At 69.2% G+C, this 26556-nt stretch carries 27 protein-coding genes and 1 pseudogene; 21 read left to right on the forward strand and 7 right to left on the reverse strand.

The features are described 5' to 3' along the window. The 11 genes from MSZK_RS00465 to MSZK_RS00515 all read left to right on the forward strand — a co-directional run. Positions 1–1084, forward strand: a 1084-nt coding sequence (locus MSZK_RS00465) for an ABC transporter ATP-binding protein (protein WP_142389818.1), incomplete at its 5' end; no start/stop codon positions are given. Further along, a complete protein-coding gene (locus tag MSZK_RS00470; protein WP_099243708.1) occupies positions 1084–1953 on the forward strand; it encodes an ABC transporter permease in 870 nt (289 codons plus the stop codon). The genes MSZK_RS00465 and MSZK_RS00470, both read left to right, overlap by 1 nt. A gap of 12 nt (positions 1954–1965) precedes the next feature. Next, a complete protein-coding gene (locus tag MSZK_RS00475; protein ID WP_099243710.1) occupies positions 1966–2970 on the forward strand; it encodes an ABC transporter permease in 1005 nt (334 codons plus the stop codon). After that, the gene (locus MSZK_RS00480; RefSeq protein ID WP_099243712.1) at positions 2971–3612 is read left to right on the forward strand and encodes a cysteine hydrolase family protein; all 642 of its coding nucleotides are present in this window, start codon (positions 2971–2973) and stop codon (positions 3610–3612) included. Next, positions 3609–5189 carry an ABC transporter substrate-binding protein gene (locus MSZK_RS00485; RefSeq protein WP_099243714.1) on the forward strand — a complete coding sequence of 527 codons (1581 nt, stop codon included), beginning with the start codon at positions 3609–3611 and terminating at the stop codon, positions 5187–5189. Before MSZK_RS00480 ends, MSZK_RS00485 begins: the two co-directional genes overlap by 4 nt. A gap of 5 nt (positions 5190–5194) precedes the next feature. Then, on the forward strand, positions 5195–6028 hold the full coding sequence (locus tag MSZK_RS00490) for an N-acyl homoserine lactonase family protein (protein ID WP_099243716.1): 834 nt from the start codon (positions 5195–5197) through the stop codon (positions 6026–6028). Continuing rightward, on the forward strand, positions 6025–7365 hold the full coding sequence (gene allB, locus MSZK_RS00495) for an allantoinase AllB (protein ID WP_099243718.1): 1341 nt from the start codon (positions 6025–6027) through the stop codon (positions 7363–7365). The genes MSZK_RS00490 and allB overlap by 4 nt, the downstream gene beginning before the upstream one ends. Next, complete coding sequence (locus MSZK_RS00500) at positions 7362–8108, forward strand: aspartate/glutamate racemase family protein (protein WP_099243720.1); 747 nt, start codon at positions 7362–7364, stop codon at positions 8106–8108. The genes allB and MSZK_RS00500 overlap by 4 nt, the downstream gene beginning before the upstream one ends. Next, positions 8105–9130, forward strand: coding sequence for an allantoicase (locus MSZK_RS00505; RefSeq protein WP_099243722.1), 1026 nt, complete (start codon positions 8105–8107; stop codon positions 9128–9130). Before MSZK_RS00500 ends, MSZK_RS00505 begins: the two co-directional genes overlap by 4 nt. Further along, on the forward strand, positions 9112–9699 hold the full coding sequence (locus MSZK_RS00510; RefSeq protein ID WP_233211047.1) for a hypothetical protein: 588 nt from the start codon (positions 9112–9114) through the stop codon (positions 9697–9699). Before MSZK_RS00505 ends, MSZK_RS00510 begins: the two co-directional genes overlap by 19 nt. Further along, positions 9696–10727 (forward strand): isopenicillin N synthase family oxygenase, encoded by a 1032-nt coding sequence (locus MSZK_RS00515; protein ID WP_099243724.1) that lies wholly within the window; start codon positions 9696–9698, stop codon positions 10725–10727. Before MSZK_RS00510 ends, MSZK_RS00515 begins: the two co-directional genes overlap by 4 nt. A 106-nt stretch (positions 10728–10833) precedes the next feature. Here the strand turns inward: MSZK_RS00515 and MSZK_RS00520 are convergent, their stop codons facing one another. From MSZK_RS00520 to malQ, 4 genes are read right to left on the reverse strand one after another with little or no spacing between them, the layout of a single operon-like run. Next, positions 10834–11289, reverse strand: a complete 456-nt coding sequence (locus MSZK_RS00520; RefSeq protein WP_099243726.1) for a nuclear transport factor 2 family protein — start codon at positions 11287–11289, stop codon at positions 10834–10836. Then, positions 11286–12167, reverse strand: a complete 882-nt coding sequence (locus MSZK_RS00525; protein ID WP_099243728.1) for an LLM class F420-dependent oxidoreductase — start codon at positions 12165–12167, stop codon at positions 11286–11288. Before MSZK_RS00525 ends, MSZK_RS00520 begins: the two co-directional genes overlap by 4 nt. 9 nt (positions 12168–12176) lie before the next feature. Next, positions 12177–12671 (reverse strand): NUDIX domain-containing protein, encoded by a 495-nt coding sequence (locus tag MSZK_RS00530; RefSeq protein ID WP_099243730.1) that lies wholly within the window; start codon positions 12669–12671, stop codon positions 12177–12179. 2 nt (positions 12672–12673) lie between these two features. After that, positions 12674–14815 carry a 4-alpha-glucanotransferase gene (malQ, locus tag MSZK_RS00535; protein ID WP_371411264.1) on the reverse strand — a complete coding sequence of 714 codons (2142 nt, stop codon included), beginning with the start codon at positions 14813–14815 and terminating at the stop codon, positions 12674–12676. 30 nt (positions 14816–14845) lie between these two features. Between malQ and MSZK_RS00540 the strand changes: the two are divergent. Further along, positions 14846–16043, forward strand: a pseudogene (locus MSZK_RS00540) (MFS transporter). Here the strand turns inward: MSZK_RS00540 and MSZK_RS00545 are convergent. Together MSZK_RS00545 and MSZK_RS00550 are read right to left on the reverse strand one after the other, a co-directional pair. Next, the gene (locus MSZK_RS00545; RefSeq protein ID WP_099243732.1) at positions 16012–16335 is read right to left on the reverse strand and encodes a multidrug efflux SMR transporter; all 324 of its coding nucleotides are present in this window, start codon (positions 16333–16335) and stop codon (positions 16012–16014) included. The pseudogene MSZK_RS00540 and the gene MSZK_RS00545 overlap by 32 nt on opposite strands. Further along, positions 16335–16670 (reverse strand): multidrug efflux SMR transporter, encoded by a 336-nt coding sequence (locus MSZK_RS00550; protein WP_099243838.1) that lies wholly within the window; start codon positions 16668–16670, stop codon positions 16335–16337. The genes MSZK_RS00545 and MSZK_RS00550 overlap by 1 nt, the downstream gene beginning before the upstream one ends. Before the next feature lie 161 nt (positions 16671–16831). Here MSZK_RS00550 and MSZK_RS00555 point away from each other — a divergent pair, with 161 nt between their 5' ends. The 6 genes from MSZK_RS00555 to MSZK_RS00580 all read left to right on the forward strand — a co-directional run bounded on the left by MSZK_RS00555 (position 16832) and on the right by MSZK_RS00580 (position 23318). Further along, positions 16832–18373 (forward strand): carboxylesterase/lipase family protein, encoded by a 1542-nt coding sequence (locus MSZK_RS00555; protein WP_099243734.1) that lies wholly within the window; start codon positions 16832–16834, stop codon positions 18371–18373. Positions 18374–18510: 137 nt separating this feature from the next. Continuing rightward, positions 18511–19389: a sterol desaturase family protein gene (locus MSZK_RS00560; RefSeq protein WP_099243840.1), complete on the forward strand. Its 879-nt coding sequence runs from the start codon at positions 18511–18513 to the stop codon at positions 19387–19389. A 33-nt stretch (positions 19390–19422) separates the two neighbouring features. Beyond that, positions 19423–19905 (forward strand): cation:proton antiporter regulatory subunit, encoded by a 483-nt coding sequence (locus MSZK_RS00565; protein WP_099243736.1) that lies wholly within the window; start codon positions 19423–19425, stop codon positions 19903–19905. Positions 19906–19910: 5 nt separating this feature from the next. Then, positions 19911–21035: a cation:proton antiporter gene (locus MSZK_RS00570; RefSeq protein ID WP_099243738.1), complete on the forward strand. Its 1125-nt coding sequence runs from the start codon at positions 19911–19913 to the stop codon at positions 21033–21035. A gap of 28 nt (positions 21036–21063) precedes the next feature. Continuing rightward, entirely contained in the window at positions 21064–22470 is a 1407-nt protein-coding gene (locus tag MSZK_RS00575) for an FAD-binding oxidoreductase (RefSeq protein WP_099243740.1), read from the forward strand. A 152-nt stretch (positions 22471–22622) separates the two neighbouring features. Continuing rightward, positions 22623–23318 (forward strand): hypothetical protein, encoded by a 696-nt coding sequence (locus MSZK_RS00580; protein ID WP_099243742.1) that lies wholly within the window; start codon positions 22623–22625, stop codon positions 23316–23318. Here MSZK_RS00580 and MSZK_RS00585 read toward each other — a convergent pair. Beyond that, positions 23315–23752 (reverse strand): nitroreductase family deazaflavin-dependent oxidoreductase, encoded by a 438-nt coding sequence (locus MSZK_RS00585; protein WP_099243744.1) that lies wholly within the window; start codon positions 23750–23752, stop codon positions 23315–23317. The genes MSZK_RS00580 and MSZK_RS00585 overlap by 4 nt on opposite strands. Before the next feature lie 107 nt (positions 23753–23859). Between MSZK_RS00585 and MSZK_RS00590 the strand changes: the two genes are divergently transcribed. From MSZK_RS00590 to MSZK_RS00600, 3 genes are read left to right on the forward strand one after another with little or no spacing between them, the layout of a single operon-like run. Next, positions 23860–24552, forward strand: coding sequence for a TetR/AcrR family transcriptional regulator (locus tag MSZK_RS00590; RefSeq protein WP_199203131.1), 693 nt, complete (start codon positions 23860–23862; stop codon positions 24550–24552). A 45-nt stretch (positions 24553–24597) separates the two neighbouring features. Beyond that, a complete protein-coding gene (locus MSZK_RS00595; RefSeq protein ID WP_099243748.1) occupies positions 24598–25089 on the forward strand; it encodes a VOC family protein in 492 nt (163 codons plus the stop codon). Continuing rightward, positions 25086–26555 (forward strand): FAD-binding protein, encoded by a 1470-nt coding sequence (locus MSZK_RS00600; protein WP_099243750.1) that lies wholly within the window; start codon positions 25086–25088, stop codon positions 26553–26555. The genes MSZK_RS00595 and MSZK_RS00600 overlap by 4 nt, the downstream gene beginning before the upstream one ends. Position 26556 lies beyond the last annotated feature (1 nt).

A 26556-nucleotide genomic window follows, 5' to 3' on the forward strand; every position in this document is an offset into this window, starting at 1 on the left:
ATGTTCTGTCACGCCACCGGATCCCGTGGCGGTCGCGACCGGCCGGGTCAGCGCGTGCATCATCGCGCCCGAGGAGATGCGCGCAGAATTGTCCGCCGTCGTCGCCGCCGAGACCGAGCCGTTCGCCGACCGTGCCGAGATCGACCGTGCGCAACCCGCCGCCGTCGACGCCCGCACCGTCACCAAGGCGTTCGCCGTGCGCCGGCGCTGGCTCGACCGCTCGGGTAACCAACAGAGCAAACTGCAGGCGCTGCGCGGTGTGTCGCTGACCGTCGCGCACGGTGAATCGGTGGCCCTGGTCGGCGAGAGCGGATCGGGCAAGTCGACCCTGCTGCGGATCATCGCCGGGCTGGAGAAGCCGACCACCGGCGAGGTGGAGCTGGCCGGGACCGAACGCCCGCAGATGGTCTTCCAGGATGCCGGCGCCTCGCTGACCCCGTGGCTGTCGGTCGGGGAACTGATCGGGGAGCGCCTGCGTGGCACGTCGATGTCGCGGGCCGAACGCAAGGACGCCGTCGCCGCCGTGCTCGAGCGGGTCGGGCTGCCACAGGACGTGGTCAAGTCGCGGGCCGGACAGCTCTCCGGTGGTCAGCGGCAGCGGGTGTCACTGGCCCGCGCCACGGTGATCCCGCCGCAGGTGCTGCTGTGCGACGAGCCGACCAGTGCACTCGACGTCTCCCTGGCCGCCTCGGTGCTCAACCTGATCGGCGAACTGCGCCGCAGCCTGGACATGTCGGTGGTGTTCGTGACGCACGACCTGTCGGTCGCGCGGGTGGTCGCCGACCGGATCGCGGTGATGTACCTGGGCCGCATCGTCGAAATCGGTCCCGCCGAGGATGTCATCGGCCGACCGACCCACCCCTACACGCAGGCGCTGGTCGACGCGATCCCCGATCTGGGCCGCGACTGCCGCGTGCTGGCCGGTGAACCGGCCAGCCCGTTGTCCCCGCCGACCGGCTGCGCGTTCCACCCCCGGTGCCCGATCGCGATCGACACGTGCAGCGACATCGACCTCGACGTGCGCCTGGAAGGTATCCCGGGCAGCCCGCACCAGGTCGCCTGCCTGGAACGAAAGGCACGCTGATGGCCATCGCGATTCCCGCCCCTGCGCTGCTGCGTGGCCGCGAGAAGCGGCTGGCGGCACTGCCGAAAGACCGTGCCCTGATCCTGAACTGGCTCGGAGTCTCGCTGATCGTGCTGGTGACCCTGATTGCGATCGCCGTCCCGATCCTGGCCCCGCACGATCCACTGGTCCCGGTCGGCATGCCGCTGCAGGCCCCGGGCAAGGACGGCTTTCTGCTCGGCACCGACAGCGTCGGGCGCGACATCCTCAGCCGGGTGCTGTTCGGTGCGCGGTCCAGTTGGTTCGCCGCGCTGGTGGTGGTCGCCGTCGGGCTGCTGATCGGCGGCGTGATCGGGCTGATCGCCGGGGCGACCGGAGGCTGGCTGGACGCCACCCTGATGCGCATCACCGACGGCTTCCTGTCGCTGCCCGCGCCGGTTCTCGCGATCGCGGTGGTCGCTGCGCTGGGGCCCGGCTTCGTGCACACCCTGATCGCCGTGTCGATCGTGTGGTGGCCGTTCTACGCCAGGCTGGTGCGCGGTGAGATCGCCCGGCTGGCGGCCCGTCCGCACGTCGAGGCCGCGCGGCTGGCCGGAGTGGGACCGATCCGGGTCGCGGTGCGCCACCTGCTGCCCGGGGCGGTGCCCAACGCGCTGGTGGCGGCGAGTCTCGACCTCGGAACGCTCATCCTGACCCTGGCCGCGCTGTCGTTCCTCGGGCTCGGTCAGGCCGCCCCGGCCCCCGAACTCGGTGCCGACGCCGCCCGCAACCTCAGCTACTTCCTGCAGCAGTGGTGGATTCCGGTGATGCCCGGCGTCGGGGTCCTGGTTCTGGCGGTGATCGGCAACATCGCCGGCGACAGCCTGCGCAACCTGATGAAGACGAGCTAGGAGGCCGATCCGATGAAAACCTTCATAGCCTCCCGGCTGGCGGCGACGGTGGCGATCCTGATCGCGCTGACCGCAGTCATGTTTGTGCTGCAACATGTTTCGCCGCTGGATCCGGTCAAGGCCCAGATGGGCGCCCAGGCCTCGGCCTCGGCGGTCGCCGCCCGGCGCGAAGCGCTCGGCCTCAACGATCCGATCTTCACCCAGTTCTGGAACTACCTCACCGCAGCAGTCCAGGGTGACCTCGGCACGTCCTACCGGACCCGCCATCCCGTCGCCTCCGACCTCGGCAGCTTCCTGCCGGCCACGCTGGAATTGGCGCTCTACGGTCTCGTGATCGCCCTGCTGCTGGCCGTGCTGCTGGCGTTCAGCACCACGCTGAAGTGGCGGGGGTCCGCGGTGCTGCGCGGCATCCTGTTCACCGGCGCCTCCGCCCCGATGTTCCTGCTCGGCATCCTCGGGCTGATCGTGTTCTATCAGAAGCTGGGTTGGGTACCGGCCAACGGCCGCACCGGGATCAGCAACCCGCCGACCGGGCCCACCGGCCTGTTGACGATCGACGGGCTGCTCAGTGGGCGCCTCGACGTCGTCACCGACGCACTGCACCACCTCGTCCTGCCCGCCCTGGTGATCGCGCTGGGCCCGGCGGTGGCGATCGGGCGGGTGCTGCGCTCGAGCCTGCTGACCGACATGGACAGCGACTATGCCCGGACAGCACGGGCAAAAGGCTTGTCGGAGACCCGGATCGTAGCCGGTCACGTGTTGCGCAACTGCGTCGGCTCCGCTCTGTCGATGACCGGCTTGCAGATCGGCCTGATGTTCTCCGGCGTCCTGGTCGTCGAGCAGGTGTTCGGCTGGCCGGGCATCGGCCAGTACATCGCCCAGAGCATCCCGGTCGCCGACTTCCCGGCGATCGCCGGAGTGACGCTGATGCTCGGCGCGCTCTACGTCTTCATCAACACGGCCGTGGATCTTCTCCAGGCCGCTGCAGACCCCCGCATCGCAGTTACAGGAGGATAGGTGCCGAAACAGCCACTGATCGTGGGCAATCCGGTTCTGGTTGTCGTCGATATGCAGGAGAGCGGCGGCATGCCCGCCGAGGAGATGGGCATCGCCCACATGCCTGGCTATGACGAACGGATCGAGGTGGCCGAGCGGTTGATCGGCGCCGCCCGCGACGCGGGGATCCCGATCGTGTTCTTCCAGGAGGTGCACCGTCCCAGCGGCGTGGACTTCGGCCGCGAACTCGACGGCACAGAAGGGGTGCACTGCATCGACGGCAAGCCCGGCACCCCGCTGCATCCGCGGCTGCTGCCCGAGCTCGACGGGCCCAACCACGAATTCCACATCGTCAAACGGCGCTACTCCGGTTTCATCGGAACGGAATTCGAGATCGTGCTGTCCGGCCTGAAGGCCTCGACACTGATCCTCGTCGGCGGCCTGACCAACGTGTGCGTGCACTACACGTTCGCCGACGCCCACCAGCGGGACTTCTACGTGCGGGTGGTGTCCGACTGCGTCGGCGGCTCGTCCGTCGACGCCCATCTGGCCGCCCTGGACGCCATGGAATACCTGCAAGCCGGCGCGGTGCGCACCAGCGATGAGATCCTCGCCGCCTTCACCTCACTGACCACCCCCGTCCTCGAAGGAGCCGCCCGATGAAGAAACTCCGTACGATCCTCGCGATCGGCGCCACCGCCGCACTCACCGTAACCGCCTGCGGCGGATCCAATTCGGGCGGCGGAAGCACCCCCAACGCGGCCCCGACCGACAAGGTCCTGCACCTGTCCTTCCTCCAGGATCCGGGCCAGCCGCCGGACCCGGACATCTACTACGCCGGTCAGGGCCTGCTGCTCACCACGAACACCTACGAAGGCCTGCTGCAGTACAAGGGCGGTACCGACAAGGCGGAGCTCCAGCCGCTGCTGGCCACCGAGTGGAAGGCATCGCCGGACAACAAGGTGTTCACCTTCAAGCTGCGCGAGGGGGTGAAATTCCACGACGGGACGCCCTTCACCTCGGCGGCGGTCAAGGCGTCCTTCGACCGCCGGGCTGCGGTGAACCAGGGGCCCGCCTACATGGTCTCCGACGTCGAATCGGTCACCACCCAGGGCGATTACGACGTCACCGTCACGCTCAAGGCGCCGAATTCGGCGTTCCTGGATTACCTGGCCTGCCCATACGGTCCGCGGATGATGAGTCCTGAGGGCCTGCAGAAGAACGGCGGCACTGACCACGCGCAGAGTTATCTGACCACCCACGACCTGGGCACCGGCCCGTACACGCTGACCGCCGCCGAGGTCGGCTCGAAGTACCAGCTGACCGCATTCGGCGACTACTGGGGCGCCAAGCCGTACTTCGAGAAGGTCGAACTGCCGGTGATCACCGATGTCTCGGCGCAGCAGCTGCAGTTCAACAACGGTCAGCTCGCCGCGATCCTGCACGACCTGCCGTCCTCGGCGGTGCAGTCCTATCTGGACAACAAGTCGTTCGCGAATTACTCACTGCCGACCATGATGTCGAACTTCGTCTACATCAATCCCAAGAAGGGGATGATGACCGACGCGAAGAACCGCAACGCCGTCATGCAGGCCATCGATGTCGACGAATTGGTCAAGCAGACCTACTTCGGCCGCGGCAAGAAGGCCGAGCAGATCTACCCGGCGAACATGATGGCCGCTGAATACGGCAAGCAGTCGGTGACCCATGATCCGTCCGTGCTGACTCAGATCGCGGCGGGCCTGCCCGCGGACCAGAAGTCCGTCACCATCGGTTACGACTCGTCGAACCCCGACAACCAGTTGATTTCCAACCTGGTCCAGACGCAGCTGGCGGCGGCGGGACTCAATGCCAAGGTTCAGGCCTACCCGACTTCGGAGATCTATGGGTGGGTCGGCGGCGATGGGCAGGCGGCACCGGAGATCATGACCTATCTCGGATGGCCCGACGCGCCGGCGCCCTACACCTGGGGGCACATCTCCTGGGATGCCGACGGTGGCCTGAACTTCTTCGGCTGCTCGGCCCCGCCGATCACCGACGCGTTGGCCAAGGGGCTACCCACCGGTGACCTCGCGGACTTCTCCACCGCCGGCGAGGAAGCGGTCAAGACCGGTTGCTGGCTGAACATCGCAAATGTCAACGACTTCATGGTGGCTCAGCCCTGGCTCAAGGGTGTCGAGCAGGCGCACGTGGTGACCGACCCGAACACGCTGCGACTGGCCGCGCTGTCGGTAGGCTGAGCCGAATGGTCCTGGGAGACGGGAAAGTTCGCCGGATTGTCCTGCTGACCCTGGGCTGGGAGGAGTTGCCCAAGTCGGTCTCGGTCTACGGTTCGCCACCGGAACTGCGGATGCGTGAACCCGTGCCCGGCGTGCTGCTGCAGACCGACGGCGGCTGGGTGTTGCTCGACACCGGGTTCAACACCGCACTGATCCGCGATCCGGCGCTGTACCGGCGGTTCTTTCCGACCGTCGAGTACATCCCCGTGCTCCCAGGACCCGGCGAACCGATCGAGGAGTCGTTGCACGACATCGGCATCGACGTCGACGACATCCACCTCGTGGCGCTGTCGCACCTGCATCACGACCACGCCGGCGGGGTGAAGTTGTTCGCCGGCAAGGTCCCGATTCATGCGCAGCGTCGCGAGCTGGAGTACGGGTTGTCGAATCATCCTGAGCCGGAACGCAACGCGATCAACCGGATCGATTTCGACGACCCGAACATCGACTGGGTGCTCGCCGACGGTGAAGCCCAGATCGCACCCGGAATCACCGCGATCCCGACCTACGGGCACACCCCGGGGCATCAGAGCTTCGTGGTGGAACTCGATCCGACCGTCGGCGGCGGGGGTTTCGTGTTCGCCTTCGACGCCGCCGACCTGACCGAGAACATCGAGCACGAGCTGCCGATCGGCGGGTTCATCGACGTCGACCCGGCCGACACCGTGGAGCCGATCCGGCGGTTGAAGAGGTTGGCCACCGACAAGGGGTACGAACTGGTGCCCGGCCATGATCCGCACGTCTGGCCGGAGCTGACGCACCGGCTCGAGGAGCGATTCGGACCGGTGCGGCCGCGGTGAGCCGACCCGCTGTCGACCACGTCATTCGCGCCGAGCGCGCGGTGATCGACGGTGTGGTCCGCCCGGCCGCCATCGGACTGTCCGAGGGCATGATCCGGGTGGTCGGGGACCTCGGCACCGATCTGGACTGCACCCGGCAGACCACGCTGGAACCCGGGGTCGTGCTGCTGCCCGGCCTGGTGGACACCCACGTGCACGTCGACGAACCGGGCACCGACTGGGAGGGTTTCGCCACGGCCACCGCGGCGGCGCTGGCCGGCGGTATCACCACCGTGGTGGACATGCCGCTGGACAGCGACCCGGTGACGACCACGCCGGGCGCGCTGGACCTCAAACGATCCGCGGCCGCTGGGCAGTGCCGCGTCGACACCGGGTTCTGGGGCGGCATCGTGCCGGACAACCTGGACTCGATCTGTGAGCTGGCCGGGGTGCTGGGATTCAAGTGCTTCCTGTCCGAATCCGGCAATCCGAACTTCCCCCCGCTGGACCCCGACCAGTTCCGCACCGCGATGAGCGTTGTCGCCGAACTCGATTCGGTGCTGCTGGTGCACGCCGAGAGTGCCCGCGTGCTGGCCGGTTGCCCACCCCCGGCGGGCCGAACCTACAGCGGTTTCCTGCAATCGCGGCCCGACACCGTGGAGTTGGACGCGGTGAAGATCGTGCTCGACGCGGTCGCCGACACCGGCGGGCGGGCCCACATCGTGCACGTGTCCAGCGCGGCGGTGCTGCCGATGATCGCCGACGCCAAGCGTGCCGGGCTGCCGGTCACCGCCGAAACCTGTCCGCACTACCTGACATTCGCCGCCGAGGACATTCCGGACGGCGCCACCGAGTTCGCCGCCTGCCCACCCATCCGCGGTACGGACAACCAGGCACTACTGTGGGCGGGGCTGGCCGACGGCACTCTGGACATGGTCGTGTCCGACCATTCGCCGTGCGCGCAGGAGCACAAGGACCCCGGCGGCGGCGACTTCGGCCGCGCGTTCGGCGGGATCAGCTCGCTGCAGATCGCGTTGCCCGCGCTGTGGACCGAGGCTGCGGCCCGCGGGTTCGGCCTGCCGGACGTGTGCCGGTGGATGGCGCAGGCGCCCGCCGACCTCGCGGGGTGCGGCGACCGCGGGAGGATCGCGCCCGGCCTGCTGGCCGACTTCTGCGTGTTCGATCCGGATACGACATGGGTGGTCCGGGGCAGCGACCTGCACCACCGTCATCCACTCACCCCTTACGAGGGGCGCACCCTGCGCGGAACGGTGCGCCAGACGTGGCGCGGCGGCCGGGTGGCCGACGAGCACAGCCGCGGCCGGTTGCTGGCGGCCGGGATACGGGAGCCGGCGTGAAGATCCTGGTGCTCAACCCCAACACATCGGCGACGATGTCCGCCGAGATCGACGCCGCCGCCCGCCGCGCTGCGGCGCCCGGTACCGAGATCACCACCACGCAGCCAACTTTCGGCGCGGTGGCGATCGACTCCGCGGCGGAGAGCTACCTGTCCGCGGTCGGTGTGATGGACGTGGTCGCCACCCGTCTGGCCGCCGGGACCTTCGACGCCGATGCCGTCGTGCTGGCCGGATTCGGCGAACACGGCAAGGACGCCCTGCAGGAGATGCTCACGGTGCCGGTTCTCGACATCGCCGAATCGGCGGCTCACGTGGCGCACCTGATCGGCCGACGGTTCTCGGTGGTGACGACGCTGGCCCGCTCGATCGCCCCGATCTCCGACCGGCTGCTGCTGGCCGGGTTGTCGGCGCACTGCGCGTCGGTGCGAGCCTGCGGGCTGGGGACCGCGGAGGTGGACGCCGACCCGGGCGCCGCGGTGAAAGCGATCGTCGCCGAGGCCGAACGCGCGGTGACCCAGGACGGCGCCGATGTGATCTGTCTGGGTTGCGCCGGGATGGCAGGAGTGACCGGGGCGATCACCGAGGCGCTGGGGGTTCCCGCCGTCGACGGGGTGGCAGCCGCGGTGGGCCTGGCGCAGATGCTCGTCGGCCTTGGCCTGTCCACCAGCAAGGCCGGGGTCTTCGCGCCGGGACCGGACAACGCGCGCACACAGTGGCCGCTGTCGCAGGCGCTGAGCCGATGACCCTGCCCCGGGACGCCGGCCTGGACCTGGCCTGCCGCGCGGTCGGCGGCAGTGTGGTGGCGGCCAGCGACGAATCGTTCGGGTTCAAGGAACGGCTGATCGAGGCGGCCGAGCCGAACTTCGTACCGGGCACGTTCGACCTGCGCGGTGAGGTGGTGGACGGCTGGGAGACCCGCAGGCACTCACCGCGCGGCGACTGGGTGATCGTGCGGCTCGGGGTACCCGGGCGGGTGCGCAGCATCGACGTCGACACCCGGTTCTTCACCGGCAACCATCCCACCGGCGCCACCGTGTTCGGTGCCACGCTGGCGGCCACCGACGACCCCTGCGACCCGGCCGTCGACTGGCGGGTGCTGGCCGCCCCCACACCGCTGAAAGCCGACGCGCACAACCCGATCGCGGTCAGCGACCCACGCCGCTACACCCACCTGCGACTGGTGATCGCCTCCGACGGCGGGGTGGCGCGGCTGCGGGCGTACGGCGATCCGGTGCCGGATCCGGCGCTCTGGTCGGGGGTCACCGTCGAGGTCTCCGGTGCCGAACAGGGCGGGCGCGTCGAACATTGCAGCGACACGTTCTACTCCGACGCCCGGGCGGTGATCGCCGCCGACCGGCCGCACAACATGGGGGCCGGCTGGGAAGCCCGGCGCCGGCGCGACATCGGGCCCGACACCCACGATGCGGTGACGATCTCGTTCCTGGTGCCGACCGACCTGGACCGCGTCGAGATCGACACCTCGTACTTCGTATTCAACGCCTCACGCGAGGTGTGTGTGCGCGGCACCCGCGACCGGCCGAGCCCCGGGCGGCCTTGGTGGGCGCTGTCTTTCGACGAGATCGTGTTGCCCCGCACCCAGCTCCTCCCGGACGCCAGGCAGGTGTTCGTGGTGGCGGCCGAGCAGATCACCGCGATCCGGGTGCAGGCCTATCCGGACGGCGGTATCGCCCGGGTGCGTGCGCTGGGCCGGCCCACCGAGGCCGGGCTGGCTCAGCTGCGCGAGATGTGGACGGCCGCACTGTGATTCCACAGATCGCCGACTGCCACGGGCTGTGGCGGCGGACCCTACTGATCGAGGCCGACGGGTCCCGCGACACCGAGGCCGACGTGCAATGGCTACAGGGCATCTCGATGTTCGTCGATGTGCGCGGGCCGGGTGCGGGCTTCGCCGGGCGGCTCGGCCAACACGACGACGTCTTCGAGTGGACCAGGCTGGTCGATCTGCAGCCACCCGGGCTACCCGATGCCGGACGGATGAGCTGGGCCGGCGACCTGCTGATCGAAGTCGGCGTGCACGCCGACTACACCGAGCACTGGCAGCGCGAAGCCGCTGCGGCCCTGCCGTGCTGGGGGCTGCTGCTGACGTCGGCTGTGCTTGTGCGCGTGGGGAATCGCTTCGGTTGGGCCTGGCGCAGGGGCGACGAGGCGGACGTATCGATTGGCAAGATCGATGGAACCGACTGGGGGATAACGGTTTCTGCAGATATATCGCGGGTGGGGGAGACGCTGCGGCCCGAGCTGGCCGTAGGACGGCTACGAGTCGACGACGTCGTCTGGGACGTCAAGGAAAGCGAAGGAAGCGTGACACTGTGAGTGGGGCATTTCAGTCGGTACCGGTGATCGACATCAGCGGCTTGCGTTCGGCCGACCGCGCCGATCGGGAACGAGTCGCCGCCGAACTCGGCGCGGCCGCCCGCGAAGTCGGGTTCTTCTACATCTCCGGAACCTCCGTGAGCGAGGAGCTGTTCGACCGGCTGCTGGGCGCCACCAAAGCGTTCTTCGCCCTGCCGATGGACGAGAAGATGAAGTCCTACATCGGGTTGTCGAACTGCCACCGCGGCTACGTGCCGGTCGGCGAGGAGGGCCTCTACGGCGACAAGACCGACCTCAAAGAGGCGTTCGACACCGCGCTGGACCTGCCCGCCGACGACCCCGACCATCTGGCCGGAAATCCGATGCTGGGCCCCAACGTCTGGCCAGACCTGCCCGGCTTCGCCGACACGGTGACCGAGTACTACCAGGCGGTGCTCGGCGTCGGCCAGGATCTGTTGTGGGCGTTCGCGGTCGCACTGGGCGAGGATCCCGACACCTTCACCCGGCACGCCACCAAGACACCGAGCCAACTGCGGCTGATCTACTACCCGCACAACCCGGAGGCGCACGACGTGCAGGGCATCGGGGCGCACACCGACTACGAGTGCTTCACGCTGCTCAAGCCGACCGCCCCGGGCCTCGAGGTGCTCAATGGCGCAGGCGAGTGGATCGACGTGCCGCCGATACCGGGCACCTTCGTCGTCAATGTCGGTGATCTGCTCGAGCTGTGGACCAACGGCGCGTTCGTCGCGACCTCACACCGGGTCCGCAAGGTCTCCGAAGAACGGTATTCGTTCCCGCTGTTCTTCAACGTCGACTACCACACCGTGGTGCAGCCGCTGCCACAGTTCGCCGCCGCCGACGGCCCGCCCCGGGCGGCATTGGTGGCCGGCGAGCATCTGTTCGCCCAGACCGCGCAGACGTTCGCCTACCTGCGGTCGCGGCTGCAGAGCGGTGAGCTGGTGCTGCCCGACGGATCGCTGCAGACCGGCACGTTCGGACAGCAGGCCTTGCAGTCGCGCAACTGACGAACCCGGGGCCGCCGGATACGTTAGGCCCGCCGAGTGTGGGCCTTGTGCACGCATATTCGCCGATATCGGTGCACAAGGCCCACAGTCGAGCCGGGCATCAGTGCTAGCGCAGTCGGCGCGCGGGTCGGGTCTCGATCGCGTCGATCGTCAGCGCGCGTCGCACTATGAGCCAGCCCGACTCCGCACGCACGTATTCGTCGTCGTAGCGCAGGTACCACACCAGATCGGTGACGCCGTCGGCGCGCCGGCTCCAATGATGTGCGGTCGCCCCGATCCGCCCCTGCGCCAGATCGGAACCCGCACCGGGGGAGTACACCTGCGAATCGATGCCATGATGAGTCCGCCCGACACTGGTCGCCGCGCCCAAGGCCTGTGCGATCGCGGCGGGCCCGCGGTGTGAGCGCACCGGAATCAGCACATCCGGCGGCTCGGGTAACACCAGTTCGCCGTCGCCGGCGAACAACCCGACAACGGCCGGCACGTCCTGATCGTCGACGGCCGCCGCATAGTGAGACACCAGATCCGACAACGCCAACCGGTCGGCCACCGAAAGACTCACGGCCGCAGTCCCAGCCGCTGCGCGCACGCCGACAGCATGTCCTTGGCCTCGCCGATGTCGGCGACCGGCGGCATCCCCAGCACCAGCCGGTCGGCACCCACCTCGGCCAGCCGCCCGGCGCGATCCGCGTCGACCTTGGTCACCAGGTGGCCCAGTGACAACTCCAGCGTGTCCGGGTCGCGGCCGGCGTCCTCGGCGGCCATCCGCATCACCTCGATCAGCGTCGCCAGCTCACCGCCGCCCACGCCCAACGGCTGAAAACCGTCGCCCAGCCGCCCGGCACGTCGCGCGGCGGCCCGGCTGTGGCCCCCGATGTGGATCGGTACCCCCTGGGCGGCAACCGGTTTCGGGTAGCACATGGCGTGGTCGAAGTCGTAGAACTCGCCATGGTGGCTCACCCCGTCCGGGTTGTCGGCCCACAGCGCACGCAGCACCCTAATCTGCTCGTCGGCGCGCCGGCCCCGGGTGTCGAAATCCGTTCCGCAGGCTTCGATCTCCTCGCGCAACCACCCCACCCCGACCGACAACCGCAGCCGGCCGCCGGACAGCATGTCGACGGTCGCGGCCCGCTTGGCCAGCATCACCGGGTGATGATTGGGCAACACCAGCACCCCGGTGGCCAGGCCCAGGGTCGTGGTCTGACCGGCCAGAAACGCCAACAGCTCCAGCGGGTCGGGCACCGGGCACTCCGGGGGCACCTCCACCCGCCCGGACGGGTCATAGGGATACACACTGCTGTACTGGGTCACCAGCACGGTGTGCTCGGCCATGATGACCGACTCGAAACCGAGCGCCTCGAGATGGCGGGCGAACTCGCTCATCCACACCGGGTCCGCGGTGACTCCCGCTCCGATGGGTGCGACGACGGCAACCTTCACCCGTCGACGCTAACCCTGCCGCTGTGCGTCCCCGCCGCCCGGTCCCGCCTGATGAGCCACCAACCGATCCACGAACACCACGTGACCCTTGAGCAGTTTGCGGCGCGCCTCGTCCACCGGGAACCAGCCCACCCGGTCCAGTTCGGGAAACTCCTGCAGCCGTCCGGACCCCTTGGGCCATTCCAGCGTGAACGTGTTGCTGTGCGCGTCGGTGACATCCAGGTCGGCCCGAACGGCGAACACCGTCAGCACCTTGCCGCTGGGCTGCTTGACCGCGTCGAACGCGATGCGGGGACCGTCGGGGACCGCAACACCCAACTCCTCGGCGAACTCACGCTGCGCGGCCGCCCAGGGATCCTCGCCGACGTCGTACTCGCCCTTGGGAATCGACCAGGCGCCGTCGTCCTTCCGCGCCCAGAACGGGCCGCCGGGGTGGCCGATCAACACCTCCACACCCGCGTCGGTGACCCGGTAGAGCAGCACTCCGGCGCTGAACGTGGGCATCGCTAGTCCGGGCGGGGTGTGGTGGCGGTGTGCAGCGCCGCGGCCAGCATCTGCGCCCGAGGGTCGGTGAACACGTCCTCCAGCCACATCGGGGCACCATCGGGCCCAGTCAGCGGCACCCGCCAGTTCGGATATTCGTTGGTGGTGCCCGGCTGGTTCTGGGTGCGCCGGTCACCCACCGCGTCGGTCAGCGCCAATGCCAGCAGCCGAGACGGGGTGCGGGCCAGATATCGGTACAGGCCCAACGTGACGTCCTGCTCGCCGGCTTCGGCGCCGAGCAGACCCACCCGGCGCAGTTCGGCCATCCACGCCGCCTGCTCGGCACGATCGTCGGCCAGCTCGTCGTCGGCGGGCCGAGTGAGCAGACCCAGTTCGTCGCGCAGCCGCACGTGCTCGCCCGCCAGATAGCCGGGGGTGGGCGGCAGGTCGTGTGTGGTCACCGACGACAGGCACAGCTCCCGCCACCGCTCGGCCTCCAGCGGGCCGCCGTGACCGTCGCGATCCAGCTCGAACCACAGGATCGAGGTGCCCAGCACCCCGCGTGCCCGCAGGTAGTCACGCACCCACGGCTCGACGGTCCCCAGGTCCTCGCCGACCACCACCGCCCCGGCCCGGTGGGCCTCCAGAGCGACGATGCCGATCATCGCGTCGTGGTTGTAGCGGACATACGTCCCGGTGGTCGGCGCGGCACCCACCGGAATCCACCACAACCGGAACAGCCCGATGATGTGGTCGATGCGGACTCCGCCCGCGTGCCGCAGAATCGCCTCGATGAGCGTCCGAAATGGTTGGTAGCCAAGCTCTTCGAGCTGATCGGGCCGCCACGGCGGCTGTGACCAGTTCTGGCCGAGCTGATTGAACTCGTCCGGTGGCGCACCGGCGGTGACCCCGAGGGCGAGTACATCCTGCAAGGCCCAGGCGTCGGCGCCGTCGGGGTGCACCCCGACCGCCAGGTCGTGCATGACGCCCAGCGCCATCCCGGTCCGGACCGCCTGTGACTGGGTGGCGGCGAGCTGGTCGTCGAGCTGCCACTGCAGCCACCGGTGGAAGTCCACCGCGGCGTCATGCCGCGCGACGTACTCGGCCACCTCGGGGTTGGCCGGGTGTCGCAGCCCGACCGGCCAGTCGTGCCAATTGCCGCCATACTTCTCCGCCAGCGCCGACCAGACGGCGAAGTCTTCGAGCGCCCGGCCCTCGCGTGCCTTGAACGCCTCGAATGCCAGCTGGCGGCCCGCCGACCGGGGCACCCGGTAAATCGCTTTGAGTGCAACACGTTTGGCAGCCCATGCCGCGTCACGGTCGATGGTGTCGACCTTGCCGGCCCGGCCCTGCACCGCGGCGCGCAGTTTCCACACCCGGCCGCGCTTGGGCAGGTAGGCGAACTCCGGAATGGCTTCGACCCGCAGATAGATCGGATTGGTGAACCGCCGCGACGTCGGCAGGTAGGGGGAGGGCTCCATCGGCTGGGCCGGTGCCGCCGCATGTAACGGGTTGACCAGCACGTAGCCGGCTCCGTGTCGGGATCCGGCCCACACCGCCAGATCGGCGAGATCACCGAGATCGCCGATACCCCAGGAGTTCTGCGAACGCACGCTGTAGATCTGGGTGGCCAACCCCCAGGTGCGCCGTGCGCCGAGCCGGGGTGGCAATCCCAGCCAGGCCGGCGTGACGATCAGCGGCGTGCTGGATTCCTGACCGCCCGAACTCACGTGCACCCGGTGATAGCCCAGCGGCAGGTCCGCCGGAAGCACGAAGGTCGCCTCGCCGACGAGCCTGCCGTCCAGTTCGAACGGCGGGGTGAAATTGTCGGCCTGCCTCACCCCGGAGCGGACCGTGCCATCCTCGAGCCGAACCCAGACATGCGCCGGGTCGCCATGGGTGACATGTACCCAGAACGAGGTCTCACTGTCGGACCGGCCGATGATCGTCGGTGGCAGCGGCCGCGACCAGTACCGGAGGTCCTCGGCCGAAAGTGCCGCCGCCCGGCCCTCTTCGGTCCCGGCGTCGACACCGAGTGCGGCCAGGACCGCGATCAGGGTGGCCTCGTCGACCGCCACGAGTCGTCCCGTCCAGTCGTGGTACTCGGTGGCCACACCGAATCGGTGGGCGAGTTCGGCCAGGGACGAGTCAGTCATGGCTGCCATCTTGCTTGGTTCCCCGTAACCTCGCCTCACATGGGCAGCCCGGCACTCGACGTTCGCAACCGACGGGCCCGGGTCGCCACCGCGGCGCTGTTCTTGACCAACGGCGCGCTGTTCGCCAATCTGCTGCCGCGGTATCCGGAGATCAAAGCCGACCTGGGCCTGTCCAACACGGCGTTCGGGCTGGCGGTGGCCGCCTTTTCGGCGGGTGCACTGCTGACCGGTCCGGCCGCGGCGACGCTGATCCGCCGCTACCGCTCCTCGGTGGTCGCGGTTGCGGGCAGTGTGTTGANNNNTGATCGCGGTGTTCGCCCTCGCCGCGGGTCTGGCCCCCACCGGGCCGCTCCTGGCCGCGGCACTGTTCTGTGCCGGGGCGGCCGACTCGGTGACCGATGTCGCGCAGAACGTCCACGGCCTGCGCCTGCAACGCTCCTACGGGCGGTTCATCATCAACTCGCTGCACGCGGTCTGGTCCTCGGGCGCGGTGCTGGGCGGGCTGTTCGGCGCCGGCGCAATCTATCTCGGCATTCCGCGGGCGGTGCAGCTGACGGCCTCCGGCGTGGCGTTCAGCGCGATCTGCCTGGTCGGTTACCGCTTCCTGTTGCCCGGTCCCGACCATGACGCCCCACCTGCGCAGCACGAACTCACCGCCGTCCGCTCGGGCCGTCGAACCTACCTGGTGCTGGCCGCGTTGGTCGCCATCGCGATCGCCGGGGCCGTCATCGAGGACGCCGGCAGTTCGTGGGCCACGCTGTACCTGCGCGATTCGCTGTCGGCGCCGGCCGCGATCGCGGCATTCGGTTTTGTCGCCGTCGTCGGCTTCCAGTTCATCGGCCGGCTGCTCGGCGACCGGATGGTCGACCGGTGGGGACAGCGCGCGGTGGCCCGGGCCGGCGGGTTGACCATCGCCGTGGGGATGGGCATCGCGCTGGCCTTCCCGACCGTGCCGGGCACCATCGCCGGGTTCGCCGCGGCCGGATTCGGTTCGGCCACCCTGGTTCCGGCCGCGATGCACGCCGCCGACGAGCTGCCCGGCCTGCGTCCCGGCACCGGGCTGACGGTGTTGACCTGGCTGATGCGGGTCGGATTCCTGGGCTCGCCGATTCTCGTCGGCGCGATCGCCGACGCGGCCTCGCTGCGGATCGGACTGCTCACCGTGCCCGTGGCCGGGCTGGCGACAGTGCTGCTGGCCCGCGTGCTCAGCGCACGGAGCCGGTCAGCTCGATCGTGAGCACACCGGCGATGATCAGCGCGATGCCGCCCACCATCAGCGGGGTCAGCGGCTCGGCGAACGCCACCCGGGCGATCACCGCGATCAGCGCCACCCCGGCCGCCGACCACACGCCGTACGCGACACCGACCGGCATGCCCAGCGACAGCGTCACCGACAGCAGCGTGAACGACACGAGATACCCGATCGCCATCGGGGCGATCCAGATCTTCTTGCGAAAGCCGTCGGACGCGCGCAACGACAACGTCGCGCACACCTCGACGAGGATCGCGCCCACCAGCGTCAGCCACATCACGGCGGAGCCTGCCGTTCTCGCGAGCCGAGCTCGACCATCAGCACACCGACGATGATCAGGCCGATCCCGATGACGATCGGCCCGGTGAACGGATCGCCGAAGATCACCGCGGCCAGCACCGCCGTCGCCGCCGTCCCCACCGCACCCCACACGCCGTAAGCCACCCCGATCGGCATGCCGGCCCGCAGCACCTGCGCCAGGAAATAGAACGACGCGAGATAGCCGCACACCACGACGACCAGCCACGCCCGATGATCCTGGGAGGCGCGCAGCGACAGGGTTCCGCTGACCTCGACGCAGATGGCGGCCAAGAGCAGCAGCCACTTCCGCACGCCCGGCACCTCCATCGGCTATCAGCCCGGTCAGGATAGCCGGGCGCGACTGTGTCCGCCGTCATGGCGCGGGCTCGGGGTGAGCAGGGTGACGGGGCCGTGACTGTTACCCGTCGGTAGCGTGGACAAGCGATGTCTTTCGCCCCTGCGGAAGGAGAACGATGACAGCGGATGCCAACATTCAGGTCGTGGACCGTCCGGTCGTCGCGACCCGGTTCGGCCCGGTCCGCGGGACCGACGACGGCAAGGTCATGACGTGGAAGGGCCTGCGCTACGCCGCGGCGCCGGTCGGTGACCTGCGCTGGCGCGCCCCGGTGGCGCCGCAGCCGTGGACCGAGGTGGCCGACGCGACGGCCTTCGGGCCGGTGAGCCCGCAGCCGCGCAGCCCCATCCCGATGGGGCTGGGCACCCGCGCCGACGAGGACTGTCTGTTCCTCAATGTCTGGGCGCCCTCGGGGGCGAACGCCGCCGATCCCAAGCCGGTGATGGTGTGGGTGCACGGCGGGGCCTACATCTTCGGCTCCGGCAGCCAGCCGTTGTATGACGGGTCGGTCCTGGCCGCCGGCTCCGACGTCGTCGTGGTGACCATCAACTACCGGCTCGGCGCGCTGGGCTTCCTGGACTTCTCGTCGGCGGGATTCGACAGCAACGTGGCGCTGCGCGACGTGCTGGCCGCGCTGGGCTGGGTGCGCGACAACATCGCCGGCTTCGGCGGTGACCCGGACCGGGTCACGCTGTTCGGGGAGTCCGCCGGCGCCGGGATCGTGACCACCCTGCTGGCCGTACCTGCGGCGGCCGGGCTGTTCTCCCGCGCGATCGCCCAGAGCTCGCCGGCCACCTCGATCTACGACGGCAGCCGGGCGGGCACCGTCGCCGAGCTGCTGCTCGACCGGCTGGGCATGACCGCCGCCGACGCGCATCGGGCCCCCGTGCAGACCCTGATCGACGCATCGATGCACGTCTTCGACCACGTCCCGACCGCGACCCCGGGCCGGCTGGCGTTCGCGCCGACCGTCGACGGTGAGCTGGTCCCCGACTATCCGGTGAGCTTGGCCCGGGCCGGTAAGACCCACCCGGTGCCGTTGTTGATCGGGACCAACAAGGACGAGGCCGCCCTGTTCCGGTTCATGCGCTCCCCGTTGATGCCCATCGCGCCCAAGGCGATTCGCACGATGTTCGACGAGATCGCCGACGACCAGCCGGGTCTGCAGCTGCCCACGGCCGAACAGATCGGCTCGGCATATCCGGCTCGGCGGGCCCGCGCCCGCAGCCTCGGGGTGGCCAGCGACATGGGCTTCCGGATGCCGACGGTGTGGTTCGCCGAAGGGCACAGTGCGGTGGCGCCGGTCTATCTGTACCGATTCGACTGGGCGACACCCATTTTCAAGATGATCCGGCTCGGCGCCGCGCACGCCACCGAGTTGATCTATGTCTGGGGCAACCTCGTCGCCGGGCCGCGTGACGTCACGTTCAAACTCGGCGGGCTCAAGACCGGCGAGGCGGTGTCACACCGGATGCGCACCCGCTGGGCCAACTTCGCGGCCACCGGCACGCCGACCGGGCCGCACGGCGAGCCGCAGTGGGCGCCCTATCGCGCCGACGACCGCGCCACGCTGGTGATCGACCGCGAGGACGAGGTGGTCGACGATCTGGACCGCCAGATCCGGCTGGCCTGGGGCGATCAGGTACTGAGCTTCCGCTGACGGGGCTTCCTGACACGGTGTCTAACAACACCGCGTGATCGCGTTAGACTTCCGAAGCCGGCGCCGCTGAGCCGGCGATATCGGAGGTAGCAGGCGTGGACCGGATCGGGGAGTGGCTGTCGGTTCTCCCACCGCAGATGCGTGAGCCCGTGCTGTTCGCGGTCCCGTTCTTCCTGCTGCTGCTGACCATCGAATGGACTGCCGCCCGCAAGCTCGAACGCCTCGCCGACGACCAGCCGCCCGCCGCGGGGTCCTACCTGGCCCGCGATGCCTGGGCGTCGATCTCGATGGGGCTGGTGTCGGTGGCCACGATGGGCGCCTGGAAGTTTTTGGCCCTGCTCGGCTACGCCGCCCTGTACGCCTACGTCGCACCGTGGCACCTGTCGGCCACCCAGTGGTACACGTGGGTGATCGCGATCGTCGGCGTGGACGTGCTGTTCTACGCCTACCATCGCATCGCCCACCGGGTGCGGCTGATCTGGGCCACCCATCAGGCCCACCACTCCAGCCGGTACTTCAACTTCGCCACCGCGCTGCGCCAGAAGTGGAACAACAGCGGCGAGATCATCATGTGGATGCCGTTGCCGCTGTTGGGTGTTCCGCCGTGGATGGTGTTCACCAGCTTCTCGATCAGCCTGATCTACCAGTTCTGGATCCACACCGAACGCATCGGCAAGCTGCCGCGGGTGGTCGAGTTCGTGTTCAACACGCCGTCGCACCACCGGGTGCATCACGGGATGGACCCGGAGTATCTCGACAAGAACTACGGCGGCATCTTGATCATTTGGGATCGCCTCTTTCGCACCTGGCAGCCCGAGCTGTTCCGGCCGCATTACGGGCTGACCAAGCCGGTGACCACGTTCAACATCTGGAAACTGGAGACCCACGAATACGTGGCGATCGCCCGTGACGTGCGCGCCGCGACCCGCTGGCGCGACCGGCTGGGCTACATCTTCGGCCCGCCCGGTTGGGCTCCCACACCGGCCCCGCAACCGGCCACCGCCACCGCGGCCTAGTCAACACCGGCCCCGTCATCGAGGATGGACCCCATGGAGGTCAAAGAAGTCCTGCTGCCCGGGGTCGGGCTGCGGTATGAGTTCGACAACGCCGACGGCAACCGGATCGGCGTGATCGCCCGTCGCAGCGGCGATTTCGAGGTCGTCATCTATGGCGCCGCCGACCCCGACCAGGCTCGCCCGGTGTTCCGACTCACCGACGAGGAGGCCGACGCGCTGGCTCAGATCCTGGGCGCGCCGCGGCTGGTGGAGCGCTTCGCCGACCTGACCAAGGAAGTGCCCGGCCTGGACGCGGGCCAGGTGGAGATCGTGGCGACCTCACCGTTCGTCGACCGCCCGCTGGGCGACACCAAGGCGCGGACCCGCACCGGCGCATCGATCGTGGCGATCGTGCGTGACGAAGAAGTCCTGGCCTCGCCCGGCCCCGCGGAGGTTCTGCACGCCGACGACGTGCTGGTGGTGATCGGCACCGAGGACGGTATCGCGCGGGTCCGGCGGATCGTCGACCAAGGCTGACGCCCGTGGCCGTCTCGGTGGCGCTCCTCCTCGAACTCGGCGTCATCCTCACGGTCCTGACGATCCTGGGCACCGCGGCGCGCCGGTTCGCGTTGTCGCCGATCCCGCTGTATCTGCTGGCCGGGCTGGCCCTGGGCAACGGCGGTATCGCGCCGGTGCCCGCGGCGGGGGAGTTCGTCTCCACCGGCGCGTCGATCGGCGTGGTGCTGTTGCTGCTCACGCTGGGCCTGGAGTTCTCCATCGGCGAATTCGCCGCCAGCATGCGGCGCCATCTCCCGTCGGCCGGCGTCGACCTGGTGCTCAACGCCACCCCGGGAGCGATCGCCGGGTGGCTGCTGGACCTGAACGTCGTCGGCATTCTGGCGATGGCCGGCATCACGTTCATCTCCTCGTCCGGGGTGATCGCCCGGCTGCTGTCCGACCTGGGCCGGCTGGGTAACCGCGAGACCCCCTCGGTGCTGTCGGTGCTGGTGCTCGAGGACTTCGCGATGGCCGCCTACCTGCCGTTGCTGGCCGTGCTCGCCGCCGGCGGCACCTGGTGGCAGGCGCTGCTGTGGATGGTCGTCGCGATCGTCGGGCTGGGCACCGCGTTCGCCGCGTCCTATCGCTGGGGACATCATGTCGGCCGGCTGATCGCCCACCCGGACAACGAGCAGCTGCTGCTGCGCATCCTGGGGCTGACGCTGATCGTGGCCGCGGTCGCCGAACACCTGCACGCCTCCGCGGCCGTCGGGGCGTTCCTGGTCGGGTTGACGCTGACCGGGGAGACCGCCGAGCGGGCCCGCGCCGTGCTCAGCCCGCTGCGTGACCTGTTCGCGGCGGTGTTCTTCCTGGCCATCGGAATCGCTGTCGACCCGGCCGACCTGGTGCCGATGCTCCCGGCCGCGGTGCTGCTGGCGGCGGTGACCGCGGCGACCAAGGTGGCCACCGGTGTCTACGCGGCCCGCCGCGACGGCGTCGCCCGCCCCGGCCAGCTGCGGGCCGGCACCGCACTGATCGCCCGCGGCGAGTTCTCCCTGGTGATCATCGGGCTGGCCGGCACCTCGGTGGCCGCGATCGGATCGCTCGCCACGCCGTATGTGTTCGTGTTGGCCACCGTCGGGCCTCTGCTGGCCCGATTCGCGAGGTAGCACGCCAGGGTCATGGCACCATGCTGGGGTGCAGACCGTATTCGATCGCCCCGTCGACCCCGATCTCATCGCCCGGGCGCTCGGGTCGTCGTCGTTCGGATCGATGTGGCTGGACATCCCCCGCCCCGAGTATCCGCGGCTCTCGAGCGGCCTGAGCTGCGACCTGCTGGTCGTCGGCGGCGGCTACGCCGGCCTGTGGGCGGCGCTGCATGCCAAGGAGCGCCGGCCGGGCGCCCGGGTGGTGCTGATCGAGGCCGAGCGGGTCGGCTGGGCGGCCTCGGGCCGTAACGGCGGATTCGTCGAGGCCAGCATCACCCACGGTGCCGAGAACGGAAAATCCCGCTGGCCTCAAGAATTCGACCAGCTGGAGAAGCTGGGGCTGGCCAACCTCGACGGCATGCAGGCCGACATCGCGTCCTACGGCATGAACGTCGACTGGGAGCGCACCGGCATGATGAGCGTGGCCACCGAACCCCATCAGGTCGAGTGGTTACGGGAGGCCGCCGAGGACGGCGACGGACGATTCCTGGACCAGACCCAGGTGCGCGCCGAGGTGGACTCCCCGACCTACCGGGCCGGGCTGTTCGCCGCGGACACCTGCGCGATCGTCCATCCCGCGCGGCTGGTCTTCGAGCTCGCCCGGGTCTGCGCCGAGGCCGGGGTCGAGATCTTCGAACACAGTCCCGCGCTGTCGGTGAACCGGGAGCGCAGCGGTGTCCAGGTAGGCACGCGCAGCGGAGTGATCGACGCCGACCAGGTCGTGCTGGCCACCAACGTCTTTCCCAGCCTGCTCAAACGCAACCGGCTGCACACCATCCCGGTGTACGACTACGTGCTGGCCACCGAACCGCTCACCCCGGCTCAGCTGGACCGGATCGGGTGGCGGTCGCGGCAGGGGATCGGCGACAGCGCCAACCAGTTCCACTACTACCGGCTGTCCGCCGACAACCGGATCGTCTGGGGCGGCTACGACGCCATCTACCACTTCGGCCGTCGAGTGGACCCGATGTACGAAGACCGGCCGGACACCTATCGCAGACTGGCCGCACACTTCTTCCTGACGTTCCCGCAACTCGACGACGTCCGGTTCAGCCACCGCTGGGCCGGCGCGATCGACACCAACACCCGGTTCTGCGCGCACTGGGGCCTGGCCGGCCGCGGCCGCATCGCCTATGTCAACGGATTCACCGGCCTCGGCGTCGGGGCGGCCCGATTCGCCGCCGACGTCTGCCTGGATCTGCTCGACGGGCATCCCACCGAGCGCACCGAGCTGGAGATGGTCAACCGCAAACCGTTGCCGTTTCCGCCCGAGCCGGCCGCCAGCATCGGCATCCAGGCCACCCGGTGGTCGCTGAACCGGGCCGACCACAATGCCGGCAAACGCAATCTCTTTCTGCGCACCCTCGACCGACTGGGCCTGGGGTTCGACTCGTAAACCCCGCTTGTAACCCCCTGTGACGGGATTCCTGCGGCGACACGCCGGGTACGTCATAGTTCGTTGGTAACGATTCGAAATCGACGCCGATACACAGTCGAGATATTTTTGCGGCGCGTCCTTGATGTGTCGCCGACCGATCGGGGTGTACAGTGGCGCGTTTTTCCCAGAGAGGTGTTCTCGCCGCTGCGGCGGTGCTGGCCACGGCGGCGGCCCTGGCTCCGGCGGCGCACGCGACCCCCGGCGTGGTCGTCTCACCCGGGATGGAGATCCGCCAGGCCAGTAATGTCTGCACGCTCGGTTACGTCGACCCGGTTGCCCGGATCGCCTATTCGGCCGGGCATTGCCGTGCCGACGGGCCGGTCACCGACCGGGACGGTCACTTCATCGGCATGGTGTCGACCTCGATGGACAACACCCCTGACGGCGCCGTCGTGCGCACCGACCAGGTGATCTCGGACTACGAGGTGATCACCCTGGGCGCCGACGTCGCGGTCAACGACATCCTGCCCGGCGGCCGCCAACTGGTCGCCGAGGCCGCCCCGGCGATGACCGCCGGCCAGCCGGTCTGCCACTTCGGTGTGATCACCGGCGAGAGCTGCGGCTCGATCGAGCGGGTCAACAACGGCTGGTTCACCATGGAGAACGGCGTGGTCAGCCAGAAGGGCGACTCGGGTGGGCCGGTCTACATGCCGATCGACAACAACAAGGCCGTGATCATCGGGCTGTTCAACAGCACCTGGGGCAACCTGCCTGCCGCGGTGTCCTGGGTGGCCACCAGCCAGCAGGTCAGCGCCGACACCGGTGTGGTGAGCGTTGCGGCCGCCGAGGAAGCGGGCGCACGCTAGCCGAGCGCGAACACCGGGATCTTCGGGGCGGCCGCGCGCAGCTGGTCGGCGCTCGAGTCCGGCGTGAGACCGGCAATGTGGCCCTTGACCTCCCAGTACCACCGATCCAGATAGCTCTTCAGCACTGCCGGCTTGGCGTCGTCGGCGACCTCGGTCACCGGGACCGGAGTGTGCCGCCAGCGCGGACCGAGTTCCACGACGCCGGCCGCCCGCGCGTTGCGCGCCCACTGGGTGTTGCCCCGCGGCGAGACCAGGTAGTCGGTGCCGTCCACCCGTAACACGTTGACCACCACGCGCTGCGGCGCGCCGGAGATCCGGCCGCGAACCCGCAGCGCGCGGGTGCCGGCGATGCTGATGCCCGCCTCGGCGAGGCGGCGGATCACCGCGTTGGCGGCGCGGGCGGCGCCGTTGGGACGGTCGTAGTGCTGGTTCATGGCTGATCCTGTTCGGTCGAATTTAGAGAGCATCGCTCTCTAAAGAGAGTGCCAGCCATGTGGGACAAAAACAAGAGCAGTGATCTCTGATGTGCGAGACTCGATGCGTGGGCAAACGGCAGGAGGCACGCCAGCGCATCGAGGCACAGATCATCGAGCTGGGCCGACGCCAACTGGCGACGGTGGGGGCGAGCGGACTCTCGGTGCGGGCGATCGCCCGCGACCTGGGCATGGTGTCGTCGGCGCTGTACCGCTATGTCGCCAGCCGTGACGCCCTGCTGACCCTGCTGCTCGTCGACGCCTACTCCGAGCTGGCCGACGTCGTCGAGCGGGCCCGCGAAGGGGTCGAGGGTGGCTGGCGGGCCGACGTGGCGGCGATCGCCCTCGGGCTGCGGCGGTGGGCGCTCGCCCAGCCGGCCGGCTGGGCGCTGCTGTACGGCAGTCCGGTCCCCGGTTACCACGCGCCCGCCGAACTGACCACGGGGCCGGGCACCCGGGTGATCGGCATGCTGTTCGACGCCGTCGCCACCGGCGTGGCCACCGGGGACATTGCGCTCACCGAACACCATGTCGGACAACCGATGTCGGCGGACCTGGCGCGGGTGCGCGACGAGTTCGGCTTCCCCGGTGACGACGCGCTGGTGATCCGGTGCACGGCGGTCTGGGCGCTGATCGTCGGGGCCGTCAGCCTGGAGATCTTCGGCCAGTACGGCAGCGACACCTTCGCCGATCCCGGCGTGTTGTTCACCGAACAGATCCGGATGGCCATCGACCTGTTGACCGTGAATCCGCAGAACTAGAACACGTTCTAGCCACACCGGCGGGCCGGGGATATCCTCGAACCGATGACTGACCAGACACCTGTCCAGATTGCCTGGGTCACCCGCGATCTCGAGGCCACCGAAGCGGCGTTGACGACGCTGCTCGGAGCCAAGAAATGGGTGCGCATGCCGGGCGTTCACTTCGGCCCCGACACCTGCGTGCACCGCGGCGCACCCGCCGACTACCACGCGGACATCTCGCTGAGCTACGCCGGAGACACCCAGCTGGAACTGATCGCCCCGACCCGCGGTGAGAGCATCTACACCGAGTTCCTCGCCGAAAGCGGTCCCGGCCTGCACCACATCTGCGTGGCCGCGCCGGACCCCGACGCGTTCGAGGCCGCGCTGGTCGCGGCCGAGGCCACGGCTGACGTCGTGGCCCGCGGCGAGATGCCCGGTGGCATGCGGTTTGCCTACGTCTCGGCCGCCACGGCCGGGGTGCCCTACCTCGAACTCGCCTACATCCCCGACGAGATCCGCACGTTCTTCGACTATGTGAAACAGGAGCAGCAATGAGTGGCCTGGACATCCCCGCGACCGTCGACGCCGCGACGGTGTCCGAGTGGTCCGACGACGTCGACGTCGTGGTGATCGGGTTCGGCATCGGCGGCGGGTGCGCGGCGGTCAGTGCGGCCGCCGCCGGAGCCCGGGTCTTGGTGCTGGAACGAGCCGCGGTGGCCGGCGGCACCACCTCGATGGCCGGTGGGCACTTCTATCTCGGCGGCGGAACGGCCGTGCAGCAGGCGACCGGGCACAGCGACAGCGTCGAGGAGATGTACAAATACCTCGTCGCGGTGTCCCGGGATCCCGAGCACGACAAGATCCGCGCCTACTGCGAGGGCAGCGTCGAGCACTTCAACTGGCTCGAGGAACTCGGCGTCGCGTTCGAGCGCAGCTACTACCCGGAGAAAGCGGTCATCCAGCCCAACACCGAGGGCCTGATGTTCACCGGCAACGAGAAGGTATGGCCGTACAAGAACATGGCGGTACCGGCCCCGCGCGGGCACAAGGTTCCGGTTCCCGGTGACACCCAGGGCGCGGCGATGGTGATCGACCTGCTGCTCAAGCGGGCCGCCGAGCTGGGCGTGGAGATCCGCTACGAGACCGGCGCGACCAACCTCGTGGTGGACGGCGCCGACGACGCAGCCGTGGTCGGCGTGTCCTGGAAGCGCTTCGCCGAGACCGGGGCGGTGCGGGCCAAGGCGGTGGTGATCGCCGCAGGCGGGTTCGTGATGAATCCCGACATGGTCGCCGAGTTCACCCCCAAGCTCGCCGAGAAGCCGTTCGTGCTCGGCAACACCTACGACGACGGGCTGGGCATCCGGCTCGGCGAGTCGGTCGGCGGCGCCACCAAACACATGGACCAGATCTTCATCACCGCGCCGGTCTACCCGCCGTCGATCCTGCTGACCGGGATCATCGTCAACAGAGAGGGCAAGCGGTTCGTCACCGAGGACTCCTACCATTCGCGCACATCGGGTTTCGTGATGGACCAGCCCGACAGCGCGGCCTACCTGATCGTCGACGAAGAGCACATGCGCACCCCGGAGATCCCGCTGATCACCTTCATCGACGGATGGGAGACGGTCGAGGAGATGGAAGCCGCGCTGGGCATCCCGACCGGCAACCTCGTCGAGACGCTGACCAACTACAACGAACACGCCGCAAAGGGCGAGGATCCCGAGTTCCACAAGCAGCCGGAATTCCTTGCGCCACAGGACAAGGGCCCATGGGGCGCCTTCGACCTGACCCTGGGCAAGGCGATGTACTCAGGCTTCACCGTCGGCGGGCTGGCCACCGACGTCGACGGCGAGGTGTTGCGGGCCGACGGCAGCGTGATTCCCGGCCTGTACGCGGCGGGGGCATGCGCGTCCAACATCGCCCAGGACGGCAAGGGCTACGCCAGCGGCACTCAGCTGGGGGAGGGCTCGTTCTTCGGTCGCCGGGCCGGAGCGCACGCCGCCGCGACCGCGAAAGCGTAAG

The sequence above is a fragment of the Mycobacterium sp. shizuoka-1 genome (assembly GCF_002723835.1).
In the GTDB taxonomy this organism is placed as follows: Bacteria; Actinomycetota; Actinomycetes; order Mycobacteriales; family Mycobacteriaceae; genus Mycobacterium.

Excerpts from the sequence above, each read along its gene's own strand:
- MSZK_RS00505 (WP_099243722.1), top strand. The coding sequence starts at position 8,105 with ATGACCCTGCCCCGGGACGCCGGCCTGGACCTGGCCTGCCGCGCGGTC.
- MSZK_RS00545 (WP_099243732.1), bottom strand. The coding sequence starts at position 16,335 with ATGTGGCTGACGCTGGTGGGCGCGATCCTCGTCGAGGTGTGCGCGACG.
- MSZK_RS00565 (WP_099243736.1), top strand. The coding sequence starts at position 19,423 with ATGGAGGTCAAAGAAGTCCTGCTGCCCGGGGTCGGGCTGCGGTATGAG.
- MSZK_RS00600 (WP_099243750.1), top strand. The coding sequence starts at position 25,086 with ATGAGTGGCCTGGACATCCCCGCGACCGTCGACGCCGCGACGGTGTCC.
- MSZK_RS00475 (WP_099243710.1), top strand. The coding sequence starts at position 1,966 with ATGAAAACCTTCATAGCCTCCCGGCTGGCGGCGACGGTGGCGATCCTG.
- MSZK_RS00555 (WP_099243734.1), top strand. The coding sequence starts at position 16,832 with ATGACAGCGGATGCCAACATTCAGGTCGTGGACCGTCCGGTCGTCGCG.
- MSZK_RS00585 (WP_099243744.1), bottom strand. The coding sequence starts at position 23,752 with ATGAACCAGCACTACGACCGTCCCAACGGCGCCGCCCGCGCCGCCAAC.
- MSZK_RS00490 (WP_099243716.1), top strand. The coding sequence starts at position 5,195 with ATGGTCCTGGGAGACGGGAAAGTTCGCCGGATTGTCCTGCTGACCCTG.
- MSZK_RS00530 (WP_099243730.1), bottom strand. The coding sequence starts at position 12,671 with ATGCCCACGTTCAGCGCCGGAGTGCTGCTCTACCGGGTCACCGACGCG.
- MSZK_RS00595 (WP_099243748.1), top strand. The coding sequence starts at position 24,598 with ATGACTGACCAGACACCTGTCCAGATTGCCTGGGTCACCCGCGATCTC.
- MSZK_RS00470 (WP_099243708.1), top strand. The coding sequence starts at position 1,084 with ATGGCCATCGCGATTCCCGCCCCTGCGCTGCTGCGTGGCCGCGAGAAG.
- malQ (WP_371411264.1), bottom strand. The coding sequence starts at position 14,815 with ATGGCAGCCATGACTGACTCGTCCCTGGCCGAACTCGCCCACCGATTC.
- MSZK_RS00560 (WP_099243840.1), top strand. The coding sequence starts at position 18,511 with ATGCGTGAGCCCGTGCTGTTCGCGGTCCCGTTCTTCCTGCTGCTGCTG.
- MSZK_RS00485 (WP_099243714.1), top strand. The coding sequence starts at position 3,609 with ATGAAGAAACTCCGTACGATCCTCGCGATCGGCGCCACCGCCGCACTC.